Source organism: Bittarella massiliensis (ex Durand et al. 2017) (assembly GCF_017566145.1).
GTDB lineage: Bacteria > Bacillota > Clostridia > Oscillospirales > Ruminococcaceae > Bittarella > Bittarella massiliensis_A.
Genome location: NZ_JABFCL010000009.1, coordinates 62,154 through 82,716 on the forward strand (window position 1 = coordinate 62,154; position 20,563 = coordinate 82,716).

22 protein-coding genes are annotated in these 20,563 nt (G+C 61.5%); 20 read left to right on the forward strand and 2 right to left on the reverse strand.

The features are described from left to right. Positions 1-20: 20 nt before the first annotated feature. From dltC to HJY11_RS09865, 4 genes are all read left to right on the forward strand, one after another. Positions 21-260: a D-alanine--poly(phosphoribitol) ligase subunit DltC gene (dltC, locus tag HJY11_RS09850; protein ID WP_208075787.1), complete on the forward strand. Its 240-nt coding sequence runs from the start codon at positions 21-23 to the stop codon at positions 258-260. Then, the gene (dltD, locus tag HJY11_RS09855; RefSeq protein ID WP_208075788.1) at positions 257-1,465 is read left to right on the forward strand and encodes a D-alanyl-lipoteichoic acid biosynthesis protein DltD; all 1,209 of its coding nucleotides are present in this window, start codon (positions 257-259) and stop codon (positions 1,463-1,465) included. The genes dltC and dltD overlap by 4 nt, the downstream gene beginning before the upstream one ends. After that, the gene (locus tag HJY11_RS09860) at positions 1,431-1,592 is read left to right on the forward strand and encodes a hypothetical protein (protein WP_208075789.1); all 162 of its coding nucleotides are present in this window, start codon (positions 1,431-1,433) and stop codon (positions 1,590-1,592) included. Before dltD ends, HJY11_RS09860 begins: the two co-directional genes overlap by 35 nt. 186 nt (positions 1,593-1,778) lie before the next feature. Further along, positions 1,779-2,435 carry a hypothetical protein gene (locus HJY11_RS09865; protein ID WP_208075790.1) on the forward strand — a complete coding sequence of 219 codons (657 nt, stop codon included), beginning with the start codon at positions 1,779-1,781 and terminating at the stop codon, positions 2,433-2,435. 170 nt (positions 2,436-2,605) lie between these two features. Here the strand turns inward: HJY11_RS09865 and HJY11_RS09870 are convergent, their stop codons facing one another. Together HJY11_RS09870 and murC are read right to left on the reverse strand one after the other, a co-directional pair. Then, entirely contained in the window at positions 2,606-3,118 is a 513-nt protein-coding gene (locus tag HJY11_RS09870; RefSeq protein WP_208075791.1) for an AAA family ATPase, read from the reverse strand. 60 nt (positions 3,119-3,178) lie between these two features. After that, positions 3,179-4,555, reverse strand: a complete 1,377-nt coding sequence (gene murC, locus HJY11_RS09875; RefSeq protein WP_208075792.1) for a UDP-N-acetylmuramate--L-alanine ligase — start codon at positions 4,553-4,555, stop codon at positions 3,179-3,181. 388 nt (positions 4,556-4,943) lie between these two features. On the opposite strand from murC, the gene HJY11_RS09880 reads away from it, so the two are divergent. The 16 genes from HJY11_RS09880 (at position 4,944) to HJY11_RS09955 (ending at position 20,247) form a co-directional block, all read left to right on the forward strand. Further along, the gene (locus HJY11_RS09880) at positions 4,944-5,807 is read left to right on the forward strand and encodes a MurR/RpiR family transcriptional regulator (RefSeq protein ID WP_243764405.1); all 864 of its coding nucleotides are present in this window, start codon (positions 4,944-4,946) and stop codon (positions 5,805-5,807) included. Between the two features lie 2 nt (positions 5,808-5,809). Beyond that, positions 5,810-7,051 carry an NAD(P)/FAD-dependent oxidoreductase gene (locus HJY11_RS09885; protein ID WP_208075794.1) on the forward strand — a complete coding sequence of 414 codons (1,242 nt, stop codon included), beginning with the start codon at positions 5,810-5,812 and terminating at the stop codon, positions 7,049-7,051. A gap of 91 nt (positions 7,052-7,142) precedes the next feature. After that, a complete protein-coding gene (gene cmk, locus HJY11_RS09890) occupies positions 7,143-7,817 on the forward strand; it encodes a (d)CMP kinase (protein ID WP_208075795.1) in 675 nt (224 codons plus the stop codon). Next, the gene (locus HJY11_RS09895; protein ID WP_208075796.1) at positions 7,814-8,419 is read left to right on the forward strand and encodes a lysophospholipid acyltransferase family protein; all 606 of its coding nucleotides are present in this window, start codon (positions 7,814-7,816) and stop codon (positions 8,417-8,419) included. Before cmk ends, HJY11_RS09895 begins: the two co-directional genes overlap by 4 nt. Further along, positions 8,410-10,434: a bifunctional 4-hydroxy-3-methylbut-2-enyl diphosphate reductase/30S ribosomal protein S1 gene (locus HJY11_RS09900; protein WP_208075797.1), complete on the forward strand. Its 2,025-nt coding sequence runs from the start codon at positions 8,410-8,412 to the stop codon at positions 10,432-10,434. Before HJY11_RS09895 ends, HJY11_RS09900 begins: the two co-directional genes overlap by 10 nt. A 462-nt stretch (positions 10,435-10,896) precedes the next feature. Further along, entirely contained in the window at positions 10,897-12,126 is a 1,230-nt protein-coding gene (gene spoIVB / locus HJY11_RS09905; protein WP_208075798.1) for a SpoIVB peptidase, read from the forward strand. Positions 12,127-12,289: 163 nt separating this feature from the next. Continuing rightward, entirely contained in the window at positions 12,290-13,069 is a 780-nt protein-coding gene (spo0A, locus tag HJY11_RS09910; RefSeq protein ID WP_208075799.1) for a sporulation transcription factor Spo0A, read from the forward strand. Between the two features lie 660 nt (positions 13,070-13,729). Continuing rightward, the gene (locus tag HJY11_RS09915) at positions 13,730-14,392 is read left to right on the forward strand and encodes a ParA family protein (protein ID WP_368041575.1); all 663 of its coding nucleotides are present in this window, start codon (positions 13,730-13,732) and stop codon (positions 14,390-14,392) included. A gap of 65 nt (positions 14,393-14,457) precedes the next feature. Beyond that, positions 14,458-14,664 (forward strand): 4Fe-4S dicluster domain-containing protein, encoded by a 207-nt coding sequence (locus tag HJY11_RS09920; protein WP_044992901.1) that lies wholly within the window; start codon positions 14,458-14,460, stop codon positions 14,662-14,664. Positions 14,665-14,676: 12 nt separating this feature from the next. Next, on the forward strand, positions 14,677-15,741 hold the full coding sequence (locus HJY11_RS09925; protein ID WP_208075800.1) for a 3-methyl-2-oxobutanoate dehydrogenase subunit VorB: 1,065 nt from the start codon (positions 14,677-14,679) through the stop codon (positions 15,739-15,741). Further along, complete coding sequence (locus HJY11_RS09930; protein WP_208075801.1) at positions 15,741-16,496, forward strand: thiamine pyrophosphate-dependent enzyme; 756 nt, start codon at positions 15,741-15,743, stop codon at positions 16,494-16,496. Before HJY11_RS09925 ends, HJY11_RS09930 begins: the two co-directional genes overlap by 1 nt. A 1-nt stretch (position 16,497) precedes the next feature. Next, the gene (locus HJY11_RS09935) at positions 16,498-17,028 is read left to right on the forward strand and encodes a 2-oxoacid:acceptor oxidoreductase family protein (protein ID WP_208075802.1); all 531 of its coding nucleotides are present in this window, start codon (positions 16,498-16,500) and stop codon (positions 17,026-17,028) included. Between the two features lie 133 nt (positions 17,029-17,161). After that, positions 17,162-17,491 (forward strand): hypothetical protein, encoded by a 330-nt coding sequence (locus tag HJY11_RS09940; protein ID WP_208075803.1) that lies wholly within the window; start codon positions 17,162-17,164, stop codon positions 17,489-17,491. Between the two features lie 140 nt (positions 17,492-17,631). Continuing rightward, positions 17,632-17,901: a helix-turn-helix transcriptional regulator gene (locus HJY11_RS09945; protein ID WP_208075804.1), complete on the forward strand. Its 270-nt coding sequence runs from the start codon at positions 17,632-17,634 to the stop codon at positions 17,899-17,901. Positions 17,902-17,923: 22 nt separating this feature from the next. After that, on the forward strand, positions 17,924-18,403 hold the full coding sequence (gene def, locus HJY11_RS09950) for a peptide deformylase (protein ID WP_208075805.1): 480 nt from the start codon (positions 17,924-17,926) through the stop codon (positions 18,401-18,403). A gap of 788 nt (positions 18,404-19,191) precedes the next feature. Beyond that, positions 19,192-20,247, forward strand: coding sequence for a DUF3592 domain-containing protein (locus HJY11_RS09955; RefSeq protein ID WP_208075806.1), 1,056 nt, complete (start codon positions 19,192-19,194; stop codon positions 20,245-20,247). Positions 20,248-20,563: the final 316 nt, after the last annotated feature.

Below are 20,563 nucleotides of genomic sequence, written 5' to 3' on the forward strand. Positions count from 1 at the left end.
TATAGAAAGGAGCAACTGCAATGGAAGAAAAGATTTTGGAGATGTTGGTGGAACTCTGCGACGATGAGGTGGTGCGGGAGGACCTGGACGTGGAGCTCTTTGCGACCGGCCTCATCGACTCCCTGGGTTTTACCGAGCTGCTGGTGGACATTGAGGACCGGTTTGGAGTCGTCATCTCCCCCTCTGAGCTGGAGCGGGAAGAGATGAATACCCCCCGCAAGCTCATCTCCCTCATCGCCCAGAGGAGCGAGCAGGCGTGAAGAGGGCGGCCGCCGCCCTGCTGGCCCTGGCGCTGGCTTTGGGCTGCATCTGGGGGTCGGGGCGCTACTTCCGCGGGCAGCTGGAGGGCGACTTGCAGCGCCAGCTCATCTACGACACCAGCTTGGAGAAAAATTACTCGCCAAACGCCTTTTCCGCCCTTCGGGACGAGCGCAGCATTTTGGTGCTGGGCTCGTCGGAGCTGACGCTGCACGAGGAGAGCACCCACCCCCAACTGGTGTTTGGCAGCGGCAACTCCGACTTCAACACGGTGCTGTTGGGGGTGCCGGGAACCCAGAGTCTCAACCAGGCCATCAACCTGGCGGCCCTGTCGGATCAGATGGCCAACAAAAAGGCGGTCTTTATCCTCTCCCCCCAGTGGTTTTATAAGCAGGGGGTCTATCCCGAGACCTTTGCCAGCCGGTTTTACCCCCAGATGTTTGACGCCTTTATGAAAAACGAGCGGGTGACAGACGAGACCAAGAAAAAGATTTTGCGCCGGTGCAAGGAGCTCCTCGTCAAGGACCCCGCGCGCAAAGAGCAGGTGGAGACCTACGAGAAGATCTACCTCACCGGGGATCTCAACCCCCTGGACTATTTGCAGCTGGGGGTGGGAAACCTCTTTTCGGGGCTGCAGTCGGACTACAATGTCTGGCGCACCCAGACCTATCCCCACCAACAGGCGGAGCACCGCTACACCCCCTTTATCGCGTCGGTCAAGCCCAGCGAGACGACGGTTCACGCCGGGGAGATCGATTGGGAAGCCCTGCGCCAGCAGGGGGAGGAGCAGGGGAAGGAGCTGTGCACCAACAACGCCTTTTATATGGAGGACGGGTACTACCAGCAGCTGATTCGCGCCCGGGGCTACACTGCCCGCAACTCAGAGCGGGACTCCAGCTTCAAGGTGTCCCCGGAATACGACGACCTGTGGCTGTTCTTGCAGGTGGCCAAGGAGCTGGGGATTGAGATTTTGCTGGTGAGCGTGCCGGTCAACGGCTACTGGTACGACTACACCGGCTTTCCCCAGGAGGACAGAAAACAGTACTACCAGAACATCCGCAACATTGCCGAGCAAAACGGGGTGCAGCTGGCCGACTACTCGGATCGGGAATACGAGCCCTATTTTTTGCGGGACATTATGCACCTGGGCTGGAAGGGATGGGCGTATTTAGATGAACAGATTTACCGGTTTTATCAGGCGGATTAAGGGCAACCCCTGGCTCTCCTTCCTGGGGTGGACGGCCTTTTTCTTCCTCCTCTTTATAGGCATCTACATCGGGCTTCTCTGCACCGATTTCTCCACTGCCCCCCAGTTTCTCTACAACCAATTTTAGAGGGGGGCTTCGCCCTCTGGGACATTCGCCCGATTTCGACAGATTTCCCTTGTGCGAAGCGCTGCCTTTTTGCCCCTTTTTTCGACAGACAGCACAAGAAGTTGAAAAAAACACACCGCCCCCTGTTTCTTTTTTTCCCCTTCGACTATACTAGAGGGGGAAAATCAGTGGAGGGGGGCGGTCTGCGTGAGGCGAATGGGACGGATATGGGCGGCGGTGGCGCTGCTGGGCGCCCTTTTGGCGGGCTGCGTCCCCGCCGCCACCGATCGGGCGGAGAGCAGCTCTGTCCCGGCGGGAGAGCACTATTTCCCCGCCGATCTCAGCGAGCGCCAGGTGATGGATCTCTACCTGGACCGCTGCCGCTGGCTGGCGGCCGAGGCGCCCGACTGGACCAGCGCGGACCAGCTGTCCCCCGACGCCGTAGTGGTGCTGGGCTACTACCTCCCCCTCTACCCCGACAACCGGGCGCCGGATCGCCCCTATTACAACTACGGGGCCGCGTCGGCGGACGAGCTCTCCGGCTACCTCTTTTCCCAGGACGAGGTGGAGGGGTTCTGCCAGCGCTACTTTGGGTTGCCGGCCCAGTGGGTGCGGGAGAGCGGGCGCTACCTGCCCGAGCGGGAGAGTTACGCCCTCATCTACCGCCCTGTCCCCCGCGAATACCTCTTTGCGCTGGACGACTGGCAGGTGGGCGGGTCGCTGATGAGCCTTTCGGTGAGCGTCTACGAGCAGACGGCGGACGGGGAGCGGGGGGCCCTCCTGCGCCGGCGGAGAATTTCCATCGAGGGGACTGGGGACGGGGGCTTTCACTACGTGGGGGTCATCACCCTGCCCACCCAGTGACGGAGAGGAGTTCGACCTGGCGGCGAAAAGAGGTGTGAAAAGCGCCTGGAAAAGCAGCTCTCACAGCGCTTTCCAGGCGCTTTCCAGGCGCTTTTTTGCGCGTTTTGGCAGGGGGCGGGCAGACAGAAAGAGGGAGCCCGGCAGAACCGTCTGCCGGGCTCCCTCTTTCTTCACTCGGTGCAGTCGGGCAGCTTGTCGCCGGGGCAGATCACCCAGTCGGCCTCCCCCTCGGCGAGGGGCTCGAAGCGGCTGTCGAAGAGGGCCTGCATCTCGGGGTCAATGCGGTATTCCCGCCCCCGGGCGCCGGCGTTTCGCCCTGCCAGCCGCCGGGCGCGCAGGTCGGCCGGCGCGCGAAAGAGGATCAGTTTGACCGGCACCCCCGCCCCGGCAAACCGGGCCCGGGTCTCGGCACGCTCCGCCGCGCGCCAAAAGCCGAAGTCCAGCAGTACATCCGCCCCGGCCAGGGCGATCTCCACCGCCTTTTCCAACAGGTAGGCGCGGCACCGCTCCCAGACCGCCCGGTGGGCCTCCCCCAGGTACTCGGGGAAGAGGGCGAGCATCAGTTCGTCCACCGAGAGCAGGGCGGCCCCCCGCTCGGCCTGCCAGGCCCGGGCGAAGGTGCTCTTCCCACTGCCGGTCTTGCCGCAGAGCAGGTAGACGACACCGGCGGCTCTTCTCTCCATCAAGCTTCCTCCCTCCCTGCAAAAAAGAGCGCCCGGCAACAGCTGCCGGACGCCCTTTTGTCAGTTCTTTTTCTGCCCCAGCAGCAGCTTGTCGATCTTGTAGACGTCTCCGCAGCCCAGGGTGAGCACCAGGTCGCCCGGTTCCGCGTGGGCCAGCAGGTAGTCGGCCACCTCGGGGAAGGTGTCCAGCTGCACGCTGCCGGGCACCCTGTCGGCCAGGTCCTTGGCGTGGATGCCGTAGGTGTTGATCTCCCTTGCGCCCATGATGGCGGTGATCACCGCCCGGTCGGCGATCTGCAGGACCCGCGCGAAGTCGTCCAGCAGGATCGAGGTGCGGGAGAAGGTGAAGGGCTGAAAGACCGCCCACACCTTGTTGTAGCCCATCTGGGTGGCCACCTTGAGGGTCGCCTCCAGCTCGGCGGGGTGGTGGGCGTAGTCGTCGGCCACGGTAAAGCCGCCGACCTCCCCCAAAAATTCAAAGCGGCGGCCCGCCCCGCCGAAGTGGGGCAGCTGCTCCTCCAGCTGGGCGGGGGTGACCCCGCACTGCAGCGCCGCCACGCAGACGGCCAGAGAGTTGAGGATGTTGTGCCGGCCCGGCACCCCCAGCCGAATCCGGCAGAGGGTCTCGCCCCGGTGGCAGAGGTCGTACTGGTAAAAGACCCCCCGCTCCACGGCGATGTTCTCGGCGGTGTAGTCAAGCCCCGCCTTGGTGCCAAAGGTGAGGATGGGCACCGTCACCCCGTCCAGGGACTTCATGGAGTTCTCGTCGTCCCCGTTGACGATGACCATCTTGCTGGCCATCTTGTTGAAGGCGTTGAAGGAGCGGATGATGTTCTCGAGATTTTTGAAGTACTCCAGATGGTCCCGGTCGATGTTGAGGACCACCGAGACGTCGGGGCTGAGCTTTAAGAAGGTGTCCACGTACTCGCAGGACTCGCAGACGAAGGTCTCGCTCTTCCCCACCCGGCCGTTGCCGCCGATGCGGCTCAATTTGCCGCCGATGACCGCCGTGGGGTCGGCCCCGCAGTCCAGCAGCAGCTGGGTGAGCATGGCGGTGGAGGTGGTTTTGCCGTGGGTGCCACAGATGCAGACGGCGTTGGAGTACTGGCGGGAGATGACCCCCAGCAGCACCGAGCGCTCGATGACGGTGGCGTTGGAGGCCTTGGCCGCCAGCAGCTCGGGATTGTCCTTCATGATGGCCGCGGTGTAGACCACCAGGTCGGCCCCCTCGATGTTTTTGGGGTCGTGGCCCAGGTGCACCGGGATCCCCAGCCCCCGCACCAGGGCCAGGGTGTCGGTCTCGTTGTTGTCCGAGCCGGTGATGTAATAGCCCTTGTCGTGCAGGATTTGGGCGAGGGGGAACATCCCCGACCCGCCGATGCCGATGAAATGAACGTGCTGTTTGCCCTTGAGCAAGTCCTCGTAGATAACTGCCATGTTGCGCACACCTCGAATGTAGTCTCAGGGATGGGGGCACAGGCCCCCGCGAAATGGGTTGGGCGATGAACTCCCATAGAATATACCACATTTCCCCTGCAAAATCCACGCCTTTGCCGGTTTTGCCGCCATTTTTAAAAAGCGGCCCAGCGGCGGACGGCATTTTGCAAGAAGCTGCCGTCATTTCCTGCAAAAAAGGGGGGAGAAGGGGCAAAAATTCCTTGCAATTTTGGCCCCGCAACGATACACTGATAGTGTTGATAAATTCGGCAAAAACAGCCGCTTTCCCAGCGGCGTCCATTTCATTATACGCCGAGCGGCAGACGCCCATGCGCGGATGCCCGCCTTTTTTGTGGCCGGCGCGGGGCAGAGAGGCAGGGAGAGGATTTTGAGCAGTTTGTTACACACCATCGAGGAGAAGATGGGCCAGTTTTCCAAGGGGCAGAAGAAGATCGCCCGCTACATCTTTGAAAACTACGACAAGGCCGCTTTTATGACCGCCTCCAAGCTGGGGCGGGAGGTGGGGGTCAGCGAGTCCACCGTGGTTCGCTTTGCCATGGAGGTGGGCTTTGAGGGCTACCCCCAGTTTCAGCGCTCCCTCAAGGAGCTCATCAAACGCAATCTCAGCGCCGTGCAGCGGATGCGGGTCACCTCCGAACAGATCGGCGACCGGGACGTCCTCTCCCGGGTGCTGGAACTGGATGTCGCCACCGTCCGCAAGACCGAGCAGGCCGTCTCCAGCGAGGACTTTAACCGCGCCGTCGAGACCCTGCTGGAGGCCCGGCGCATCTACATTGTGGGGATGCGGGGGGCCTCCTCCCTCTCCTCCTTTACCGCCTACTATTTCAACATGATCTTTGAAAATGTTCACCTGGTCAGCGAGGACAAGGGCTCCGATGTCTTTGAGCAGATCGTCCGCATCGGCGAGGGGGACGTGATTCTGGGCATCAGTTTCCCCCGCTACTCCAAAAAGACGGTGCGGGCGTTGACCTGCGCGGCCAAGAGCGGGGCAAAGGTCATCTCCATCACCGACAGCGAAAAGTCCCCCATCGCCGCCATGGCCGACACCGTCCTCTATGCCAAGAGCGAGATGATCTCCTTTGTGGACTCGCTGGTGGCCCCCCTCAGCCTCATCAACGCCCTGATCGTGGCCCTGGGCCAGCGCAAGCAGACCGAGGTGTTTGCCACCCTGGGCAAGTTGGAGGCCATGTGGAACGAGGACCAGGTCTACGAGAACATCGGCGAGGTGTAGAGATGGAGAGAGTGTACAGCGCCGCAGTGATCGGCGGCGGCCCCGCGGGGCTGATGGCCGCCGGGCTGCTGGGACAGGGGGGGGTGCCGGTCCTCCTGCTGGAAAAAAACGACAGCCCCGGCAAAAAGTTGCGCATCACCGGCAAGGGCCGGTGCAACCTGACCAACAACTGCGAGGTGGAGGACTTTCTGCGCAGCGTCCCCCGCAACCCCCGCTTTCTCTACTCGGCCCTCTACGGCTTCTCCCCCCAGGACACCATGGCCTTTTTTGAGGGGCTGGGGGTCCCCCTCAAGACCGAGCGGGGGAACCGGGTATTCCCCCAGAGCGACCGGGCAGGCGACGTGGTGGACGCCCTGGTAAACTGGTGCCGGGCCCAGGGGGTGGAATTTCGCCAGGGCGAGGTGGAGGCGATCGCCCCCGGCGCGCCCTTCTCCCTGTCCCTCAAAGAGGGGGGCGCCCTCGCCGCCCACCGGGTGGTGGTGGCCACCGGCGGCCTCTCCTACCCACAGACCGGCAGCACCGGCGACGGCTATCGCTTTGCCCGCCAACTGGGGCACACCGTCAACGCGCCGGGGCCCTCCCTGGTGCCCCTGTGCTGCTGTGAGCGGTGGTGCAAAAACTGCCAGGGGCTCTCCCTGAAAAACGTCACCCTCACGGTGGAGGAGGTGGGGAAGAAGCGCCCGGTCTTCAGCGAGCTGGGAGAGATGCTCTTCACCCATTTCGGGGTCTCGGGGCCGCTGGTCCTCTCCGCCTCCTGCCACATGGAGGATGCGCCTGGGCGCTACCGGCTGCACATCGACTTAAAGCCCGGCCTCACCCCCGAGGCGCTGGACCGCCGGCTGCTGCGGGATTTTGAGGAGTACCGGAACAAAAACCTGCAAAACGCCCTGGGCAAGCTGCTGCCGCAAAAGCTCATCGGCAGCTATGTGGCCCTCACCGGCATCCCCGGGGAGAAGAAGGTCAACCAGCTCACCCAGGCCGAGCGGGGGGAGATGGTGCGGGTGATGAAGGACCTGCCCCTCACCGTCTCCGGCTTTCGCCCCGCGGCCGAGGGAATTATCACCCGCGGCGGCGTCTCGGTGCGGGAGATAGACCCCGGCTCCTGCCAGTCGAGGCGCTGTCCGGGCCTCTACTTTGCGGGGGAGGTGCTGGATGTGGACGGCTACACCGGCGGCTTCAATTTGCAGATCGCCTTTTCCACCGCCGTGGCTGCGGCACGGGACATCCTGGCCCTGCCCCGGTGACCCTTACCCGTTCTGACCGGTCGCCCTCCGGGGCGGCTTTTGGCCCCGAAGGGGCCTCTATTACCACCAATTTCGAGGAGGACAAACAGATATGCTATCCATTGCCATTGACGGGCCCGCCGGCGCGGGCAAGAGCACCATCGCCCGCACGGCGGCCGAGGCGCTGCACTTTATCTACGTGGACACCGGGGCCCTCTACCGGGCCATCGGCTACCACGGCTTGCAGGTGGGGGCCGACCTGACCGACACGGCGGCCATCAAAGCCCTGTTGCCGGAGCTGCAGGTGGATCTGCGCTTTGTCGAGGGCAGGCAGCGGGTCTTTGTCGACGGCGAGGATGTGAGCGACTTCATCCGCTCTCCCCAGGTGAGCAAGGCCGCCTCCCAGGTCTCGGCGGTGCAGGAGGTGCGGGATTTCCTGATGGAGACCCAGCGCTCCCTGGCCCGCAAGAACAGCGTCATCATGGACGGGAGGGACATCGGCACTGTGGTGCTGCCCGATGCCGATCTAAAAATCTTCCTCACCGCCTCTCCCGAAGCCCGGGCCCAGCGCCGCTGCAAGGAACTGGCGGAAAAGGGGACCCCCGTCCCCTGCGAAGAGGTGCTGCGGGACATTCAGCAGCGCGACTACGACGACAGCCACCGGGAGGCCGCCCCCCTCAAACAGGCTGCGGACGCGGTGTTGGTGGACACCAGTGAACTGAATTTGGCGGAGAGCGTGGACGCAGTCTGCGCCCTGATCCGCCAGCGTCTGGGGGATCGGCTATGAGTTTTTACCACTTTGCCCGCGGGGTGGTCAATGTGATCTTTCGCACCCTCTACCGGGTACACTATGAGGGGCGGGAGAACCTGCCTCCCCAGGGCGGCTACGTCTTCTGCTCCAACCACATCAGCGACCTGGATCCCATTTTTGTGGCCCTGCCAGTGCGCCAGCAGATCTGCTATATGGCCAAGATCGAATTGTTTGGAGGCCGCTTTACCGGCGGCCTGCTGCGGGCGTTGGGAGCCTTTCCGGTGGATCGGGGCAAGGGGGATACCTCCGCCCTGGACCGGGCCAAAGAGGTGGTCGAAGAGGGGAAAATTCTCGGTGTTTTTCCCGAGGGGACCCGCTCTAAGACCGGCAAGCTGCTCAAACTCAAGTCGGGGGCCATCGTGGTCTCGGCCCAGACCGGGGCCGACATCCTGCCGGTGGCCATCTGCGCCCCCAAGGGGATGCGCCCCTTCGCCCCCGTCTATGTGCGCTACGGCGCCCTTATCCGCAATGGGGAACTGGGGCTGACGGACATGAAGGCCGCCTCCCAGCTCAAGGGGGCCAAGGCCCTGCTCACCGAGCGGATGTCGGCTTTGTTGGAGGGGTTGCCATGCCGGTGATTTTGGCGAAGACGGCGGGATTCTGCTTTGGGGTGGACCGGGCGGTCAAACAGGTCTATGACCTGCTGGAACAGGGAAAGCGGGTGTGCACCCTGGGCCCCATCATCCACAATACCCACCTGGTGGCCGACCTGGAGCGCCGCGGGGTGCGCACGGTTGCGTCTCCCGCCGAGGTGGGGGAGGGGGAGACCCTGGTCATCCGCTCCCACGGGGTACCCGCTTCGGTCTACGCGCAGATCGAGCAGGCGGGGATCGACTGGGTGGACGCCACCTGCCCCTTTGTGGCCAAAATCCACCAGATCGTGAGGGAGCGCTCTGAGGCGGGGGACCTGGTCCTGGTCGCCGGGGACCCCAATCACCCCGAGGTGGTGGGGATCGTTGGCCACTGCCCCGGCGAGGTGCGGGTCTTCTCCACTGCCGAAGAGCTGCGCCAGCTGGCAAAGGAGGGGGACTTCTCTGACCGGCCGGTGTCGATGGTCAGTCAGACCACCTTCAATGTGGCCCTCTGGAAAGAGGCGGTGGCCGCAGCCGAGGCCCTCTTTCCCGGGCTCTCGGTCTTTTCCACCATCTGTTCGGCCACGGCCAGCCGGCAGCAGGAGGCGGAGGCCCTTTCCCAAAAGAGCGGGCTGATGGTGGTGGTGGGAGATCGCAAAAGCTCCAACACCGCCAAATTGCGGGAGGTTTGCGAAAAAAATTGCCCCACAATCCTGGTAGAAACTGCGGATGAACTGTTGCAACAGCGCGGTTTGTATGCTAAAATAATAGGAGTTACCGCTGGTGCTTCGACTCCGGCGTGTATAATCAAGGAGGTACTACATACAATGAGTGAACTGCAAAACGACGTTCAAGGCGAAGACTTCAGCTTTGAAGAAGCACTGGAGGAGAGCCTCAAGCCAATATATACCGGCCAGCGCCTCAAGGGCGTAGTCACCAGCATCGCCCCCAATGAGGTGACCGTTGATATTGGCACCAAGCACACCGGTTTTGTCGCCCTGAGCGAGCTCACCAACGATCCCAACGCGTCGGCGGACGACATCGTCAAAAAAGGCGAAGAGATCAACGTGATCGTTTTGCGGGTCAACGATCAGGAAGGCACCGTCCAGCTGTCCAAAAAGCGCTACGACGCCATCGAGGGCTTCGACAAGATCGTCAAAGCCCAGGAGGAGGACGCCATCCTCACCGGCACCGTCACCGACGTCATTAAAGGCGGCGTGCTGGTCAGCTGCTACGGCATCAAGGTGTTCGTCCCCGCCTCCCTGGCAACCCTCCGCCGCAACGACGACCTCAACGCCCTCAAGGGCACCGAGGCCGAATTCAAGGTCATTGAGATCAACGAGCGCCGGGCCCGCGCCATCGGCTCCATCAAAGCCGTTCTGGCCGAGCGCAACAAGGCCGTCGCCGAGGCTTTCTGGCAGTCTGTTGAGATCGGCAAGCACTACACCGGCACCGTCAAGAGCCTGACTTCCTACGGCGCCTTCATCGACCTGGGCGGTGTGGACGGCATGGTCCACATCAGCGAGCTGAGCTGGAAGCGCATCAAGCACCCCAGCGAGGTGGTCAAGGTCGGCGACACCGTCGAGGTCTACGTCAAGGACGTGGACTTCGAGAACAAGAAGATCTCCCTGGGCTACAAGAAGACCGAGGACAACCCCTGGTCCATCTTCCAGAGAGACTACCATGTCGGCGATGTCATCAAGGTGCAGATCGTCTCCATCACCTCCTTTGGCGCCTTTGCCCGGATTATCGATGGGGTGGACGGTCTGATCCACATCAGCCAGATCTCCAACGAGCGGGTTGAGAAGGTGGCCGACGCCCTGCAGGTGGGACAGGAGGTCGAGGTGAAGATTACCGAGGCCGACATCGACCGCAAGCGGGTCAGCCTGTCCATCCGCGCCCTGTTGGACAGCCCCAAGCGGGAGGAGCGGGATGACGACTACGGCTTCTCTTCCAGCGAGAACAACGTGGTCTACTCCACCGAAGAGGCCGATGCCCTGAAAGAGAGTGAAGGGGAGTAATTTCTTCCCCTTTTGAAAAAGCGCCCTGGAGCGAGCCTGAGCGGCTCCCTCCGGGGCGCTTTTCTCTACCGTGAGAGGAGAAGGGACCGCATTGCCCGCCCCTCTTTGTCTCTATCTCCCTGCCCATTGGGCGCCAAAAGCGCGACGGCCGCTTTGCCGCCCTCTCTGTTCCACCTGCACCGGGACAGGGGAAGATGGTCTGGACCCGCCGCCCCCTCTCTGCCCTTTGGGGCGCAAAAGTGAGATTTTCACCCCCGCCGATGTCTGTCCGCTGACCGGCGGGTGACAAAGGCGCCGCCTTCTCCTTCTTTTTGCCCAGTATTTTACAAAAAAATCGACTGTGTGCCGCTAGACTGATGGGAGGCGGCTTCGCCGCTTCCGCCCCCGCCGACGCGAATTTTTTCCTTTTATAATTGCGGGTGGGCGGGCAAACAGTAAGGAGGTAAAGGCAGGCGATTTGCGTTGAAAAAACAGATTCAAAAAATATGCGGGCTGGCAGCGGCCCTCTGGGCGGCCTTCTCCCTCTCCTCGCTGGGGGCGGTGGCCTACTATCAAAAGACCCTTCCCGACCAGTTTTACGTCTCCTCGGCCGATGCGGTCTCCTTCTCCGGGGCTACCCCCTTCTCCTTTTCCACCGGCACCGACGAGCGGGCGCGGGAGGCGGCGGCCTCTGTGGAGGGGAGTCAAAACTTCTTCACCGATCTCAACCTCTTTGGCTTGATCCCGGTCAAGGACGTCCACGTCTCGGTGGCGGACAAGCCGGTGGTCACCGTCTCCGGCCGCCCCTTTGGGGTGAAGATGTACACCGATGGAGCGGTGGTGGTGGGCATCTCCCCGGTCAAGACCAAAGAGGGGGCCAAGACCCCGGGGGAAGAGGCGGGGTTGCAGGTGGGAGATGTCATCGTCACCCTGGGCGGCCAGCCGATCAAAAGCTATACCGACATCACTGCCCAGGCCAAGGCCGGTCAGCCCCTGGTCTGTGAGTACATGCGGAGCGGTTCCCGCTGCTCCACCACCGTCACCCCCGCCCTCTCCAGCGAAGGGGGGTACAAGTTGGGGGTCTGGGTGCGGGACTCTTCGGCGGGGATCGGCACCATGACCTTCGTGGCCGGCAGCGGGGACGAGCTGATCTTTGCCGGGCTGGGACACGGCATCAGCGATGTGGATACCAAGGACATTATGCCCCTGGCCACCGGTGAAATTGTCTCGGCCCGGATCAGTGGGGTGCAGAAGGGGCAGAGTGGCACCCCGGGCGAGCTAAAGGGGCTCTTCACCAGCGAACAGGCGCTGGGGACCCTCCGCCAAAACGGTGAGACTGGAGTCTACGGCCTTTTTCACCAGACCCCGCAGGGGAGCGCCATGCCGGTGGCCTACAAGCAGGAGGTCAAGGAGGGAGCGGCCCAGATCCTCTGCACCCTGGAGGGGGACACACCCAAGCTCTACGACATCGACATCGAAAAGATCAACCTCAACGACAGGGAGCGAACCAAGAACCTGCTCATCCGCGTCACCGACAGCGAGCTGCTGGAAAAGGCGGGCGGGATCGTTCAGGGGATGAGCGGCAGCCCCATCATTCAGAACAGCCAGCTGGTGGGGGCGGTCACCCATGTGCTGGTCAACGATCCCACCCGCGGTTACGGCATTTTTGCGGAAAATATGTGGGAATCCACCAAAACCGTCTCGGTTTCCTGAGGATATTGCCCCAATTTCCGCTATTTTTGATTGTTTTGATGTTTATTACAAAATTTCCCAGATAAACCCATTGACAATCTTACAGAAACTGGTAAAATATAGGTGTGTGATGCGAAATTGATAAGGGAAAAGCAAATTTTATTGTATCAGGAGGAGATTGACAATGAACACAAAGGTCAAGGTTTTGGTGGCTGACAACAGCGCGGAGTTTGGGGAGCCCTGCGCCGAAGTGCTGAAAAAGCACGGTTATGCAGTCACCACCATTGCCAGCGACGGCAACCTCTGTATGGAGGCCATCTGCAAACAGAAGCCGGCGGTGGTGATCTTAAACGCCTTTATGGCGAACCTGGATGCCATCGAGGTGATGACCCAGACCCGTGAAAAGGGGCTCACCCCCGTCTACGTGGCCATGCTGGGCTTTGACAACTACAATATCGAGTCGGCCCTCATGCAGGCCGGGGCCAGCTACTACGCCATTCAGCCCTTTGACTTTGAGGTGCTGGCCAAGCGGGTGGCCACCCTGCTGGGCAGGGTGGAGGAGCCCGCCGGCGAGGCGGTGGTCCCCATGAGCCAGACCGATCTGGAGATCGCCATCACCGAGACGCTGCACCTGATTGGTGTACCCGCCCACATCAAGGGCTACCACTACATCCGCGACGCCATCTCCCTGTGCATCCAAAACAGCGAGATGCTGGGGTCGGTCACCAAGATGCTCTATCCCACGGTGGCCAGAATGCACGGCACCACCGCCTCCCGGGTGGAGCGGGCCATCCGCCACGCCATCGAAGTGGCCTGGGATCGGGGCGACATTGAGGTGCTCAACAGCTATTTCGGCTACACCGTCAACGCCCTGCGCGGCAAGCCCACCAACTCTGAGTTCATTGCCATGATTGCCGACCGGATGTCCCTTTCAATGAAAAAGAGCGGCGGCGTCCACGCCTAACACCCCTCTTCTCGCGCCCCCTGGTACTGTTTGATTTCCCCATCCTCACCGGCAGACTTCCCACTGACGGTGTGCAGTATGAAAAGAAAGCGTGCGCCCGGCGTCCCCTGCCGGGCGCGCGCTTTTTGGATTTTTGAATGGATTTTCGCACAAAGAAAACCGCTGGGGCAGCCTGTGCCGGGAAAGAGAGGCCCCATTGGAGAGGTGTTTTCCCAAAGGCGGGTTTGCCATTCATCCTATTTAAAGGGGGCATGCCCTTAATAATCGCCATATGGCACAGCTTGTTTCCATCGCCCGCCCCCTCCTTTCGGTGCTTTCCCCTGGAGGCCCCACCCATTGCCGGTGGAACGCCGTCACTGCGGCCAAGGCGTCCCAATATCTAAAGGCGCGTCTTGCCCGCGTTTGTCCCTGCCACCTCTTGGAAGGGGAAAGGCTCTACAACTGCCTGCATTTGGATAGTTTGGCCAAATAATTCCTTTCTCTTTTGCCGTTTATGCCCGAAATTACCACGGTTTCGCATTTGTGGTGCGCCTGTAAAAATGATATAATGATTGATACATCCACCTGCTACACCTGCGCGGGCTGGATTTATTTTGGAATACGTCATCGCTTTAAAGCGAAGAAAGGCGGTGGGCTAGCATCGAATTTCAGCACAAGAGGATCGCGGTCACCGGCCATTACGGCAGCGGCAAGACAAACTTTGTGGCCAACCTGGCCTTCGCCATGGCCAGAGAGGGCAAGAAGGTGACGGTGGTGGACCTGGATGTGGTCAACCCCTATTTCCGCACCACCGACTTTAAAGAGGCGTTCGCGCGGGCGGGCATCGACATCATCTCCCCCACCTACGCCAACTCCAACCTGGACATCCCCGCCCTGGGGGCCCAGGTGCAGTCGGTCTTCTGCGACGACGAGGGCTACGCCCTCTTCGATGTGGGGGGGGACGACGCGGGGGCGGCGGCCATGGGCCGCTACTCGGCCCTTTTCAAGGAGGGCGGGTACGAACACCTGAGCGTCTTCAACTGCTACCGCTACTTGACCCGCTCGCCGGGGGAGTCGCTGGAGATCATCCGCGAGATCGAGACGGCCTCCCGGCTGCCGGTCACCGGCTTGGTCAACGCCTCCAACCTGGGCTTTGAGACGGGGGAGGAGACCATTCTCGACAGCCTTCCCTATGCCGGGGAGCTGGCTGCCCAGACCGGTTTGCCGGTGCGCTGCACCCTGGTGCGGGAGGAACTCTATCCCGCTCTGAAGGGGCGGCTGCCCGCGGCTTTCCCGGTGAGGATTTTGGTTCGCCAGCCCTGGCAGGAAGAGCTGCCCCGCTAGGGGCAGAAGGAGCGGCGGCGAGTACACGCAAACCCAATTGGCAACGAGATAAGAGGAGGGAAACCATGCCCAAAATCACAGTGAACGAGGACATCTGCAAGGGCTGCGGTCTCTGCACCGCCAACTGCCCCAAGAAGATTGTCCGGCTGGCCAAAGACCGGCTCAACAAAAAGGGGTACCACCCGGCGGAGTGCTTTGAACCCGAGGCCTGCATCGGCTGCGCCATGTGCGCCACCATGTGCCCCGACTGCGCCATCACGGTAGAAAGGTAGGGATACGGCAATATGACAGACAGAGTGTTAATGAAGGGCAACGAAGCCCTGGCGGAGGCGGCCATCCGCGCCGGCTGCCGCCACTTCTTCGGCTACCCCATCACCCCCCAGACCGAGGTGTCGGCCTACATGGCCAAGCGGATGCCGAAGATCGGCGGTACCTACCTGCAGGCCGAGAGCGAGATCGCGGCCATCAACATGGTGCTGGGCGCCGCCTCCGCCGGGGTGCGGGCCATGACCTCCTCCTCCTCCCCCGGCATCAGCCTCAAGAGCGAGGGAATCTCCTACATAGCCGGCAGCGACCTGCCCTGTCTCATCATCAACGTCATGCGCGGTGGCCCCGGCCTGGGGGGGATCCAGCCCTCTCAGGCGGACTACTGGCAGGCCACCCGCGCCTCCGGCCACGGCGACTTTCAGAACATCGTCTTTGCCCCCTCCACCGTGCAGGAGATGGTGGACCTGACCTTCCGCGCCTTTGACCTGGCCGACAAGTACCGGATGCCCGCCATGATGCTGGCCGACGGGATGCTGGGCCAGATGATGGAGCCGGTGAGTTTCCCCGAGGATTACACCCCCATCAAGGCCGACAAGTCCTGGGCAACAAACGGGCACCAGAACAAGCGCCCCCACAACATCGTCAACTCCCTCTACCTGCAGGCCGACGAGCTGGAGCAGCTGGTGGTCGACCGGTTTGCCCGCTACGAGCAGGTCAAGCAAAACGAGGTGCTGGTGGAGTGCGAGAACACCGAGGATGCCGACTACATCGTGGTCGCCTACGGCGCCACGGCCCGCATCGCCAAAGCAGCTGTCAAGGCCGCCCGCGAAAAGGGGCTGAAGATCGGCTGCATCCGCCCCATCACCGTTTGGCCCTTCCCCACCGAGGAGATCGCCGCCGCGGCCGAGGGCTGCAAGGGCTTCCTCTGCGTGGAGATGAGCATGGGGCAGATGGTCGACGACGTCCGTCTGGCCGTTAACGGCAGAGCGCCGGTCTCCTTCTTCGGGCGCACCGGCGGCGTGATCCCCACCCCGGCAGAGGTGCTGGGCGAAATCGAGAAATTGGCAGGAGGTGACCGGTAATGGCAATCGTCTTTGAAAAACCCAAGGCCCTGACCGACGCGGTGCTCCACTACTGCCCCGGCTGTACCCACGGCATCATCCACCGGCTGGTGGCAGAGGCCATTGACGAGCTGGGCATTGAGGGCAAGACCGTCGGCGTCGCGCCGGTGGGCTGTGCGGTCATGGCGTACAACTACTTTGCCTGCGACATGGTGGAGGCCGCCCACGGCCGCGCCCCCGCAGTGGCCACCGGGTTGCGCCGGGCCCTCCCTGACAGCGTGGTCTTCACCTACCAGGGCGACGGCGACCTGGCCGCCATCGGCACCGCCGAGACGGTGCATGCCGCCACCCGGGGCGAGAACATCACCGTCATCTTCGTCAACAACTGCATCTACGGCATGACCGGCGGCCAGATGGCCCCCACCACCCTGCCGGGACAGATCACCCAGACCACCCCCTACGGGCGGGACACGGCCACTGCCGGTTTCCCCATCCGCATGTGCGAGATGCTCTCCACCCTGGACGGGGTCGCCCTGGCCCAGCGGGTCACGGTGGACAGCGTCCCCCACGTGAAGGAGGCCAAAAAGGCCATTCAAAAGGCCTTCCAAAACCAGCTGGAGCACAAGGGCTTCTCGATTGTCGAAGTGCTCTCCACCTGCCCCACCAACTGGGGCCTCACCCCCATCGAGGCCATGCAGTGGCTGCGGGACAACATGATCCCCTACTATCCGCTGGGGGTCTATAAGGACAAAGACGCGCAGAAGGAGGGGAAGTAGCATGACCCAAAACATCCTGCTGGCCGGCTTTGGCGGCCAGGGCATCCTCTTTGCGGGCAAGGTGGCGGCCTACTCCGGCCTGATGGATGGCAAGGAGGTCTCCTGGCTGCCCTCCTACGGCCCTGAGATGCGGGGCGGCACCGCCAACTGCTCGGTCTGCATCAGCGACGACCCCATCTGTTCTCCCCTGATCCTCAATCCCGACGCCCTGCTGGTGATGAACAAGCCCTCCTACGACAAGTTCATCCACAAGGTCCAGCCCGGCGGGGTGGCGGTCATCGACGCCACCCTCATCAGCGACCGGGAGGAGATCAAGGGGGTCAAGACCTGCTATGTCGAGGCCACCCGCCTGGCCGAGGAAAATGGCTTGCAGGGGTTGGCCAACATCATCCTCCTGGGCAAGGTGCTCAAAGAGTGCGGCTTTGCCTCCCTTGAGGCGGTGAAGAAGGGGATCGAGAAGAGTGTCCCCGCCCGCAAACAGCACCTGGTTGAACCCAACTTCCGCGCCATTGAGTTGGGGATGAGCCTGTAACTGTTTTTGGCTGTCTCCCACCGCCGGCGGGAAGCTGCCTGTTCCAAAGTCGCCTCTGTTTGACCGCGCCGGTCGCGGTCGGAGAGGCGGCTTTTTTGTGCGCCCATCCCTTCGTAGGGGGCGCAGAGAAGTTTTGACTGGAGCGGCGGAGCGCCGGGCAATTCGCAAACTGGTTGAGAAGGGGCCCTGCACCTCTGCAGACCACTGCGCCGACTACATCTTGCAGGGGTGGGCAGGACTGCCTGTCCATCTTCGACTGTGCCGATCCGGAGGTGCGGATCGCCGCCTCTGTGATGAGAGCGAGAAGGGGCCTGCCAAACGGCTGGAGGAGAAGGTCAAGATGCGCCGCACCCACTACAAGTACAACACCGGGCAGGAGTGGGGATGTTGCCAAACGACCATCTGTCACTGGACAGCGGCCCCCTGGAGGTGGATAGCGGCGTGGATCTGCCCGACGGACTGACGGAAAAAGGGCGAAAAAAAGGCCCCCAAAGCCCCTCGATTTCGGGATCTTTACCCCGCAAATAGGAAAGTTGACTTGACAGTTGAGATCTCGGCTGGTACGGTAAGGGCAGGTATACTTGACAAAAGGGGGAGGAAGCGGTGAAGAATCACATCCGCCTGTTGCGGCGGGAGAAGGGGCTTTCTCAGCAGGCGCTGGGGGAACGGGTAGGGGTTTCCCGCCAGACCATCAGCGCCCTGGAGGCGGGGCGGTACGAGCCCTCCATCTGGCTGGCCCACGACATTGCACGGGTGTTTGGCCTGCCCATCGAAGCGGTTTTTTTGTTTGCGGAGAGCTTTCGCAAGAGCCGCGCCGAGAGCAGCCGCACAGGGATACAGAGACAGCAGGGGGAGAGGAAACCGCTGCTGTAAACCGAGAGGGGGAGGCGCCAACATGGCTTTGCGCGAGATTCGGAAAAAGGGGGACCCACTGCTCAAAAAGCCCTGCCGAGAGGTGGGGGAGATTGACGGGCGAATTCAGCAACTGCTGGGGGATATGGAGGAGACGCTGCGGCAGGTGGGCGGCGCAGGGCTCGCGGCTCCACAGGTGGGGGTATTGCGGCGGCTGGTGGTGATCCTTCCCTGGGAGGAGTCAGGTCTTGAACGCCCGCTATTTTTGGTGAATCCCCGCCTGGTCATGGCGGAGGGGGCGCAGGAGTGTGTAGAGAGCTGTCTGAGTAACCCCGGCTGGTGGGGAAAGACGGTTCGCCCCCAGCGGGTGCGGGTGGAGGCGCTCGACCGGGAGGGGAGCCCCATCTCCATAGAGGGGGAGGGGGCGCTGGCCAAGTGCCTCTGCCATGAACTGGACCATCTGGATGGGGTGGTTTTTTGGGAAAAGGCCATCTGTCAGGTCTTTCCCCAGAGGCAAGGGTAGAGGGGCTTTGCAGTTGGAATGGAGAAAAGCGGGTGGACCTGTGGGAGCGGGTCTCCGCTGTGCGGGCATTCCCGTTTAGGACTGACACACCGCGTTTTAACTGCGCCTTTTGTAAAGTCAGAGATAGGGGCGCAGAGGAGAGGGCGGTTTCCCCTCCTTCTTTACAGCCTGACATACGGCACTTTCCTGCCCCTTTTAGGAGTGGTGCGAAGTCCAGGCGGACAGAGACCCCCCGACAGGTTCGCACCGAGAAAATGCCTGGTAGGCGGGCAGAGTGAAAGAGGGGAAGAAATAGCGACTTGGAAATTGACAAGTGTTTGTTGAGAAGGTATATTGAAAGCACAAACAGTGTTGCACTTTTGTGTAGATTTGCTGTCGCACCCCGCGCGGGTGCGTGGATTGAAATTGGCAGGCGTACCCGAAGAAGCACAACCGGGCGGTCGCACCCCGCGCGGGTGCGTGGATTGAAATGGTGTAGAGGACGCGGGCACTCTTTCCCAGGCCGTCGCACCCCGCGCGGGTGCGTGGATTGAAATGGGCAGCTTGGCGTCTCTGGGGTCAACCCAGTCAGTCGCACCCCGCGCGGGTGCGTGGATCAATGTCCCCCCCCCCTTGGCGGAGTTGAAATGTTTGTGTTCATACAACAGCTGTGTGTGGTGCAGGGCATGCCGAGGTGGCCAGCGCTGGCTGGCCTTTTCAAACTTTTACAAGCGTGTCAATGGTCGGCGGCCACAGGCGGAAAACCCATTGACAGATTGATGGGCAAATGAGAAAAAGGAGGCGGATGTGTGAAGAACAAGAGCTTTTTACTGGTGAGGGCCGTCCCCATTTCATTTATCGCACTGCTTTTGGCGAGGACAATGATTAAAGCGCAGGATGTTTCAAGTAGGCTCATGGTCCTGCCCTTCTTAATTTGCAGCGTTGTAGCGCTTTTGCGAACGGTGTTCTTGGCGGTGGGCTGGGAGAGGGCGGCAAAGCTGCTCAACAAGGTCTACGCCGCTGCCTTTTTGCTCTATATATTCGGCTTCTTAGGCGTTTGGTGCTATGTGAGCATCGTCAATCAGTCGTACCTGCCGCTGCTGTTCTCGCTGCCATTCTGGCTTCTCGGCGGCTACCTGGTCTACCGGGCGTTTTTTAAAAAAAAGGACCGGCCAGTCAAAGCCGATTCCAAGAAAAGGTCTGTCCCCCTAAATATCAACTTCAAGGTTGTCGTAAGTTGCTTTTTGGTGGGGGTGTGCTTGCTGTCCGGCATTGTTATCCTGTTTTTTGGGGTGAAGGACACCATCCAGTTAAGTCGGAGGGTGGGGGGCTACACTGCCACCGAAGGGTATTTTGTCGACTGTGAAGTCTACCGGAGCGATAAAGAAGGCACGACATATCGCCTCGTCTATGAGTACGAGGTAAACGGCGCTCCATACCGCGTCTCCACAGACTACGGAACCAATGCAATCCCTGCGAGAAACAGCACCCGAACGGTGAAATACGACCCTGCAAACCCCCAGAGCTCGGTTTTGTCGGGGGGCAACCGCACCAGCATGATGATTTTTATAGGGGCCTTTTTTGTCCTCGGCTCCACTGTGTTCATCCTGGCCTGGCTCACTTTGAAAGGGTGTTTTGACAGGTTTCGGATCAGTGTGATCGGGGTCTACATCGGGGTTGTGCTCGCCTTTGCGGGGGCCGGCAGTATCCTCCTTCGGCGGGGGGAGACGGGATCGTGGCCCGCCTGTTTCCAGTCGCTTGGGCTCTGGGTTTTGATCCCGCTGTTGATGATAGCGGTGGGCCTCTTTCAGACGGTCAGATGCCTGCTCCCTGCCCGCAGCAAAGAGGGGAAGAAGGGAAAGTAGGTACAGCCTGCTGTACCATTGCCGCTGCGGCAGAAGAAACGAGGTGCTGTTCCCGTGTACCCGCCGTCCCACCACCTTTGTAACAAAGCCGGCGCAAATAGCGCTTTTTCCCCAGCAAAACGCCATTCGGGTCTCTTTTTTAACCGCCTTAAAAGGCGGCTTTTTTCTGTCTCTATCTGGAATGCCAAAAGAGCCCCTTTTTCTTTGGATGAAATGTCACTGGTGCTTCCTCACAGATGTTGGTATAATTTTCCTGACAAATTCGACAAATTAATTGCTTTTTCGACAATTTGTCGATGGAGAAAGGAGACGCGAA

What these genes read in the sequence shown, in the direction of transcription:
- dltC (WP_208075787.1), top strand. Translation starts at nt 21, where the DNA reads ATGGAAGAAAAGATTTTGGAGATGTTGGTGGAACTCTGCGACGATGAG.
- HJY11_RS09860 (WP_208075789.1), top strand. Translation starts at nt 1,431, where the DNA reads ATGAACAGATTTACCGGTTTTATCAGGCGGATTAAGGGCAACCCCTGG.
- HJY11_RS09870 (WP_208075791.1), bottom strand. Translation starts at nt 3,118, where the DNA reads ATGGAGAGAAGAGCCGCCGGTGTCGTCTACCTGCTCTGCGGCAAGACC.
- murC (WP_208075792.1), bottom strand. Translation starts at nt 4,555, where the DNA reads ATGGCAGTTATCTACGAGGACTTGCTCAAGGGCAAACAGCACGTTCAT.
- HJY11_RS09885 (WP_208075794.1), top strand. Translation starts at nt 5,810, where the DNA reads ATGGAGAGAGTGTACAGCGCCGCAGTGATCGGCGGCGGCCCCGCGGGG.
- cmk (WP_208075795.1), top strand. Translation starts at nt 7,143, where the DNA reads ATGCTATCCATTGCCATTGACGGGCCCGCCGGCGCGGGCAAGAGCACC.
- HJY11_RS09895 (WP_208075796.1), top strand. Translation starts at nt 7,814, where the DNA reads ATGAGTTTTTACCACTTTGCCCGCGGGGTGGTCAATGTGATCTTTCGC.
- HJY11_RS09900 (WP_208075797.1), top strand. Translation starts at nt 8,410, where the DNA reads ATGCCGGTGATTTTGGCGAAGACGGCGGGATTCTGCTTTGGGGTGGAC.
- spo0A (WP_208075799.1), top strand. Translation starts at nt 12,290, where the DNA reads ATGAACACAAAGGTCAAGGTTTTGGTGGCTGACAACAGCGCGGAGTTT.
- HJY11_RS09920 (WP_044992901.1), top strand. Translation starts at nt 14,458, where the DNA reads ATGCCCAAAATCACAGTGAACGAGGACATCTGCAAGGGCTGCGGTCTC.
- HJY11_RS09925 (WP_208075800.1), top strand. Translation starts at nt 14,677, where the DNA reads ATGACAGACAGAGTGTTAATGAAGGGCAACGAAGCCCTGGCGGAGGCG.
- HJY11_RS09930 (WP_208075801.1), top strand. Translation starts at nt 15,741, where the DNA reads ATGGCAATCGTCTTTGAAAAACCCAAGGCCCTGACCGACGCGGTGCTC.
- HJY11_RS09935 (WP_208075802.1), top strand. Translation starts at nt 16,498, where the DNA reads ATGACCCAAAACATCCTGCTGGCCGGCTTTGGCGGCCAGGGCATCCTC.
- def (WP_208075805.1), top strand. Translation starts at nt 17,924, where the DNA reads ATGGCTTTGCGCGAGATTCGGAAAAAGGGGGACCCACTGCTCAAAAAG.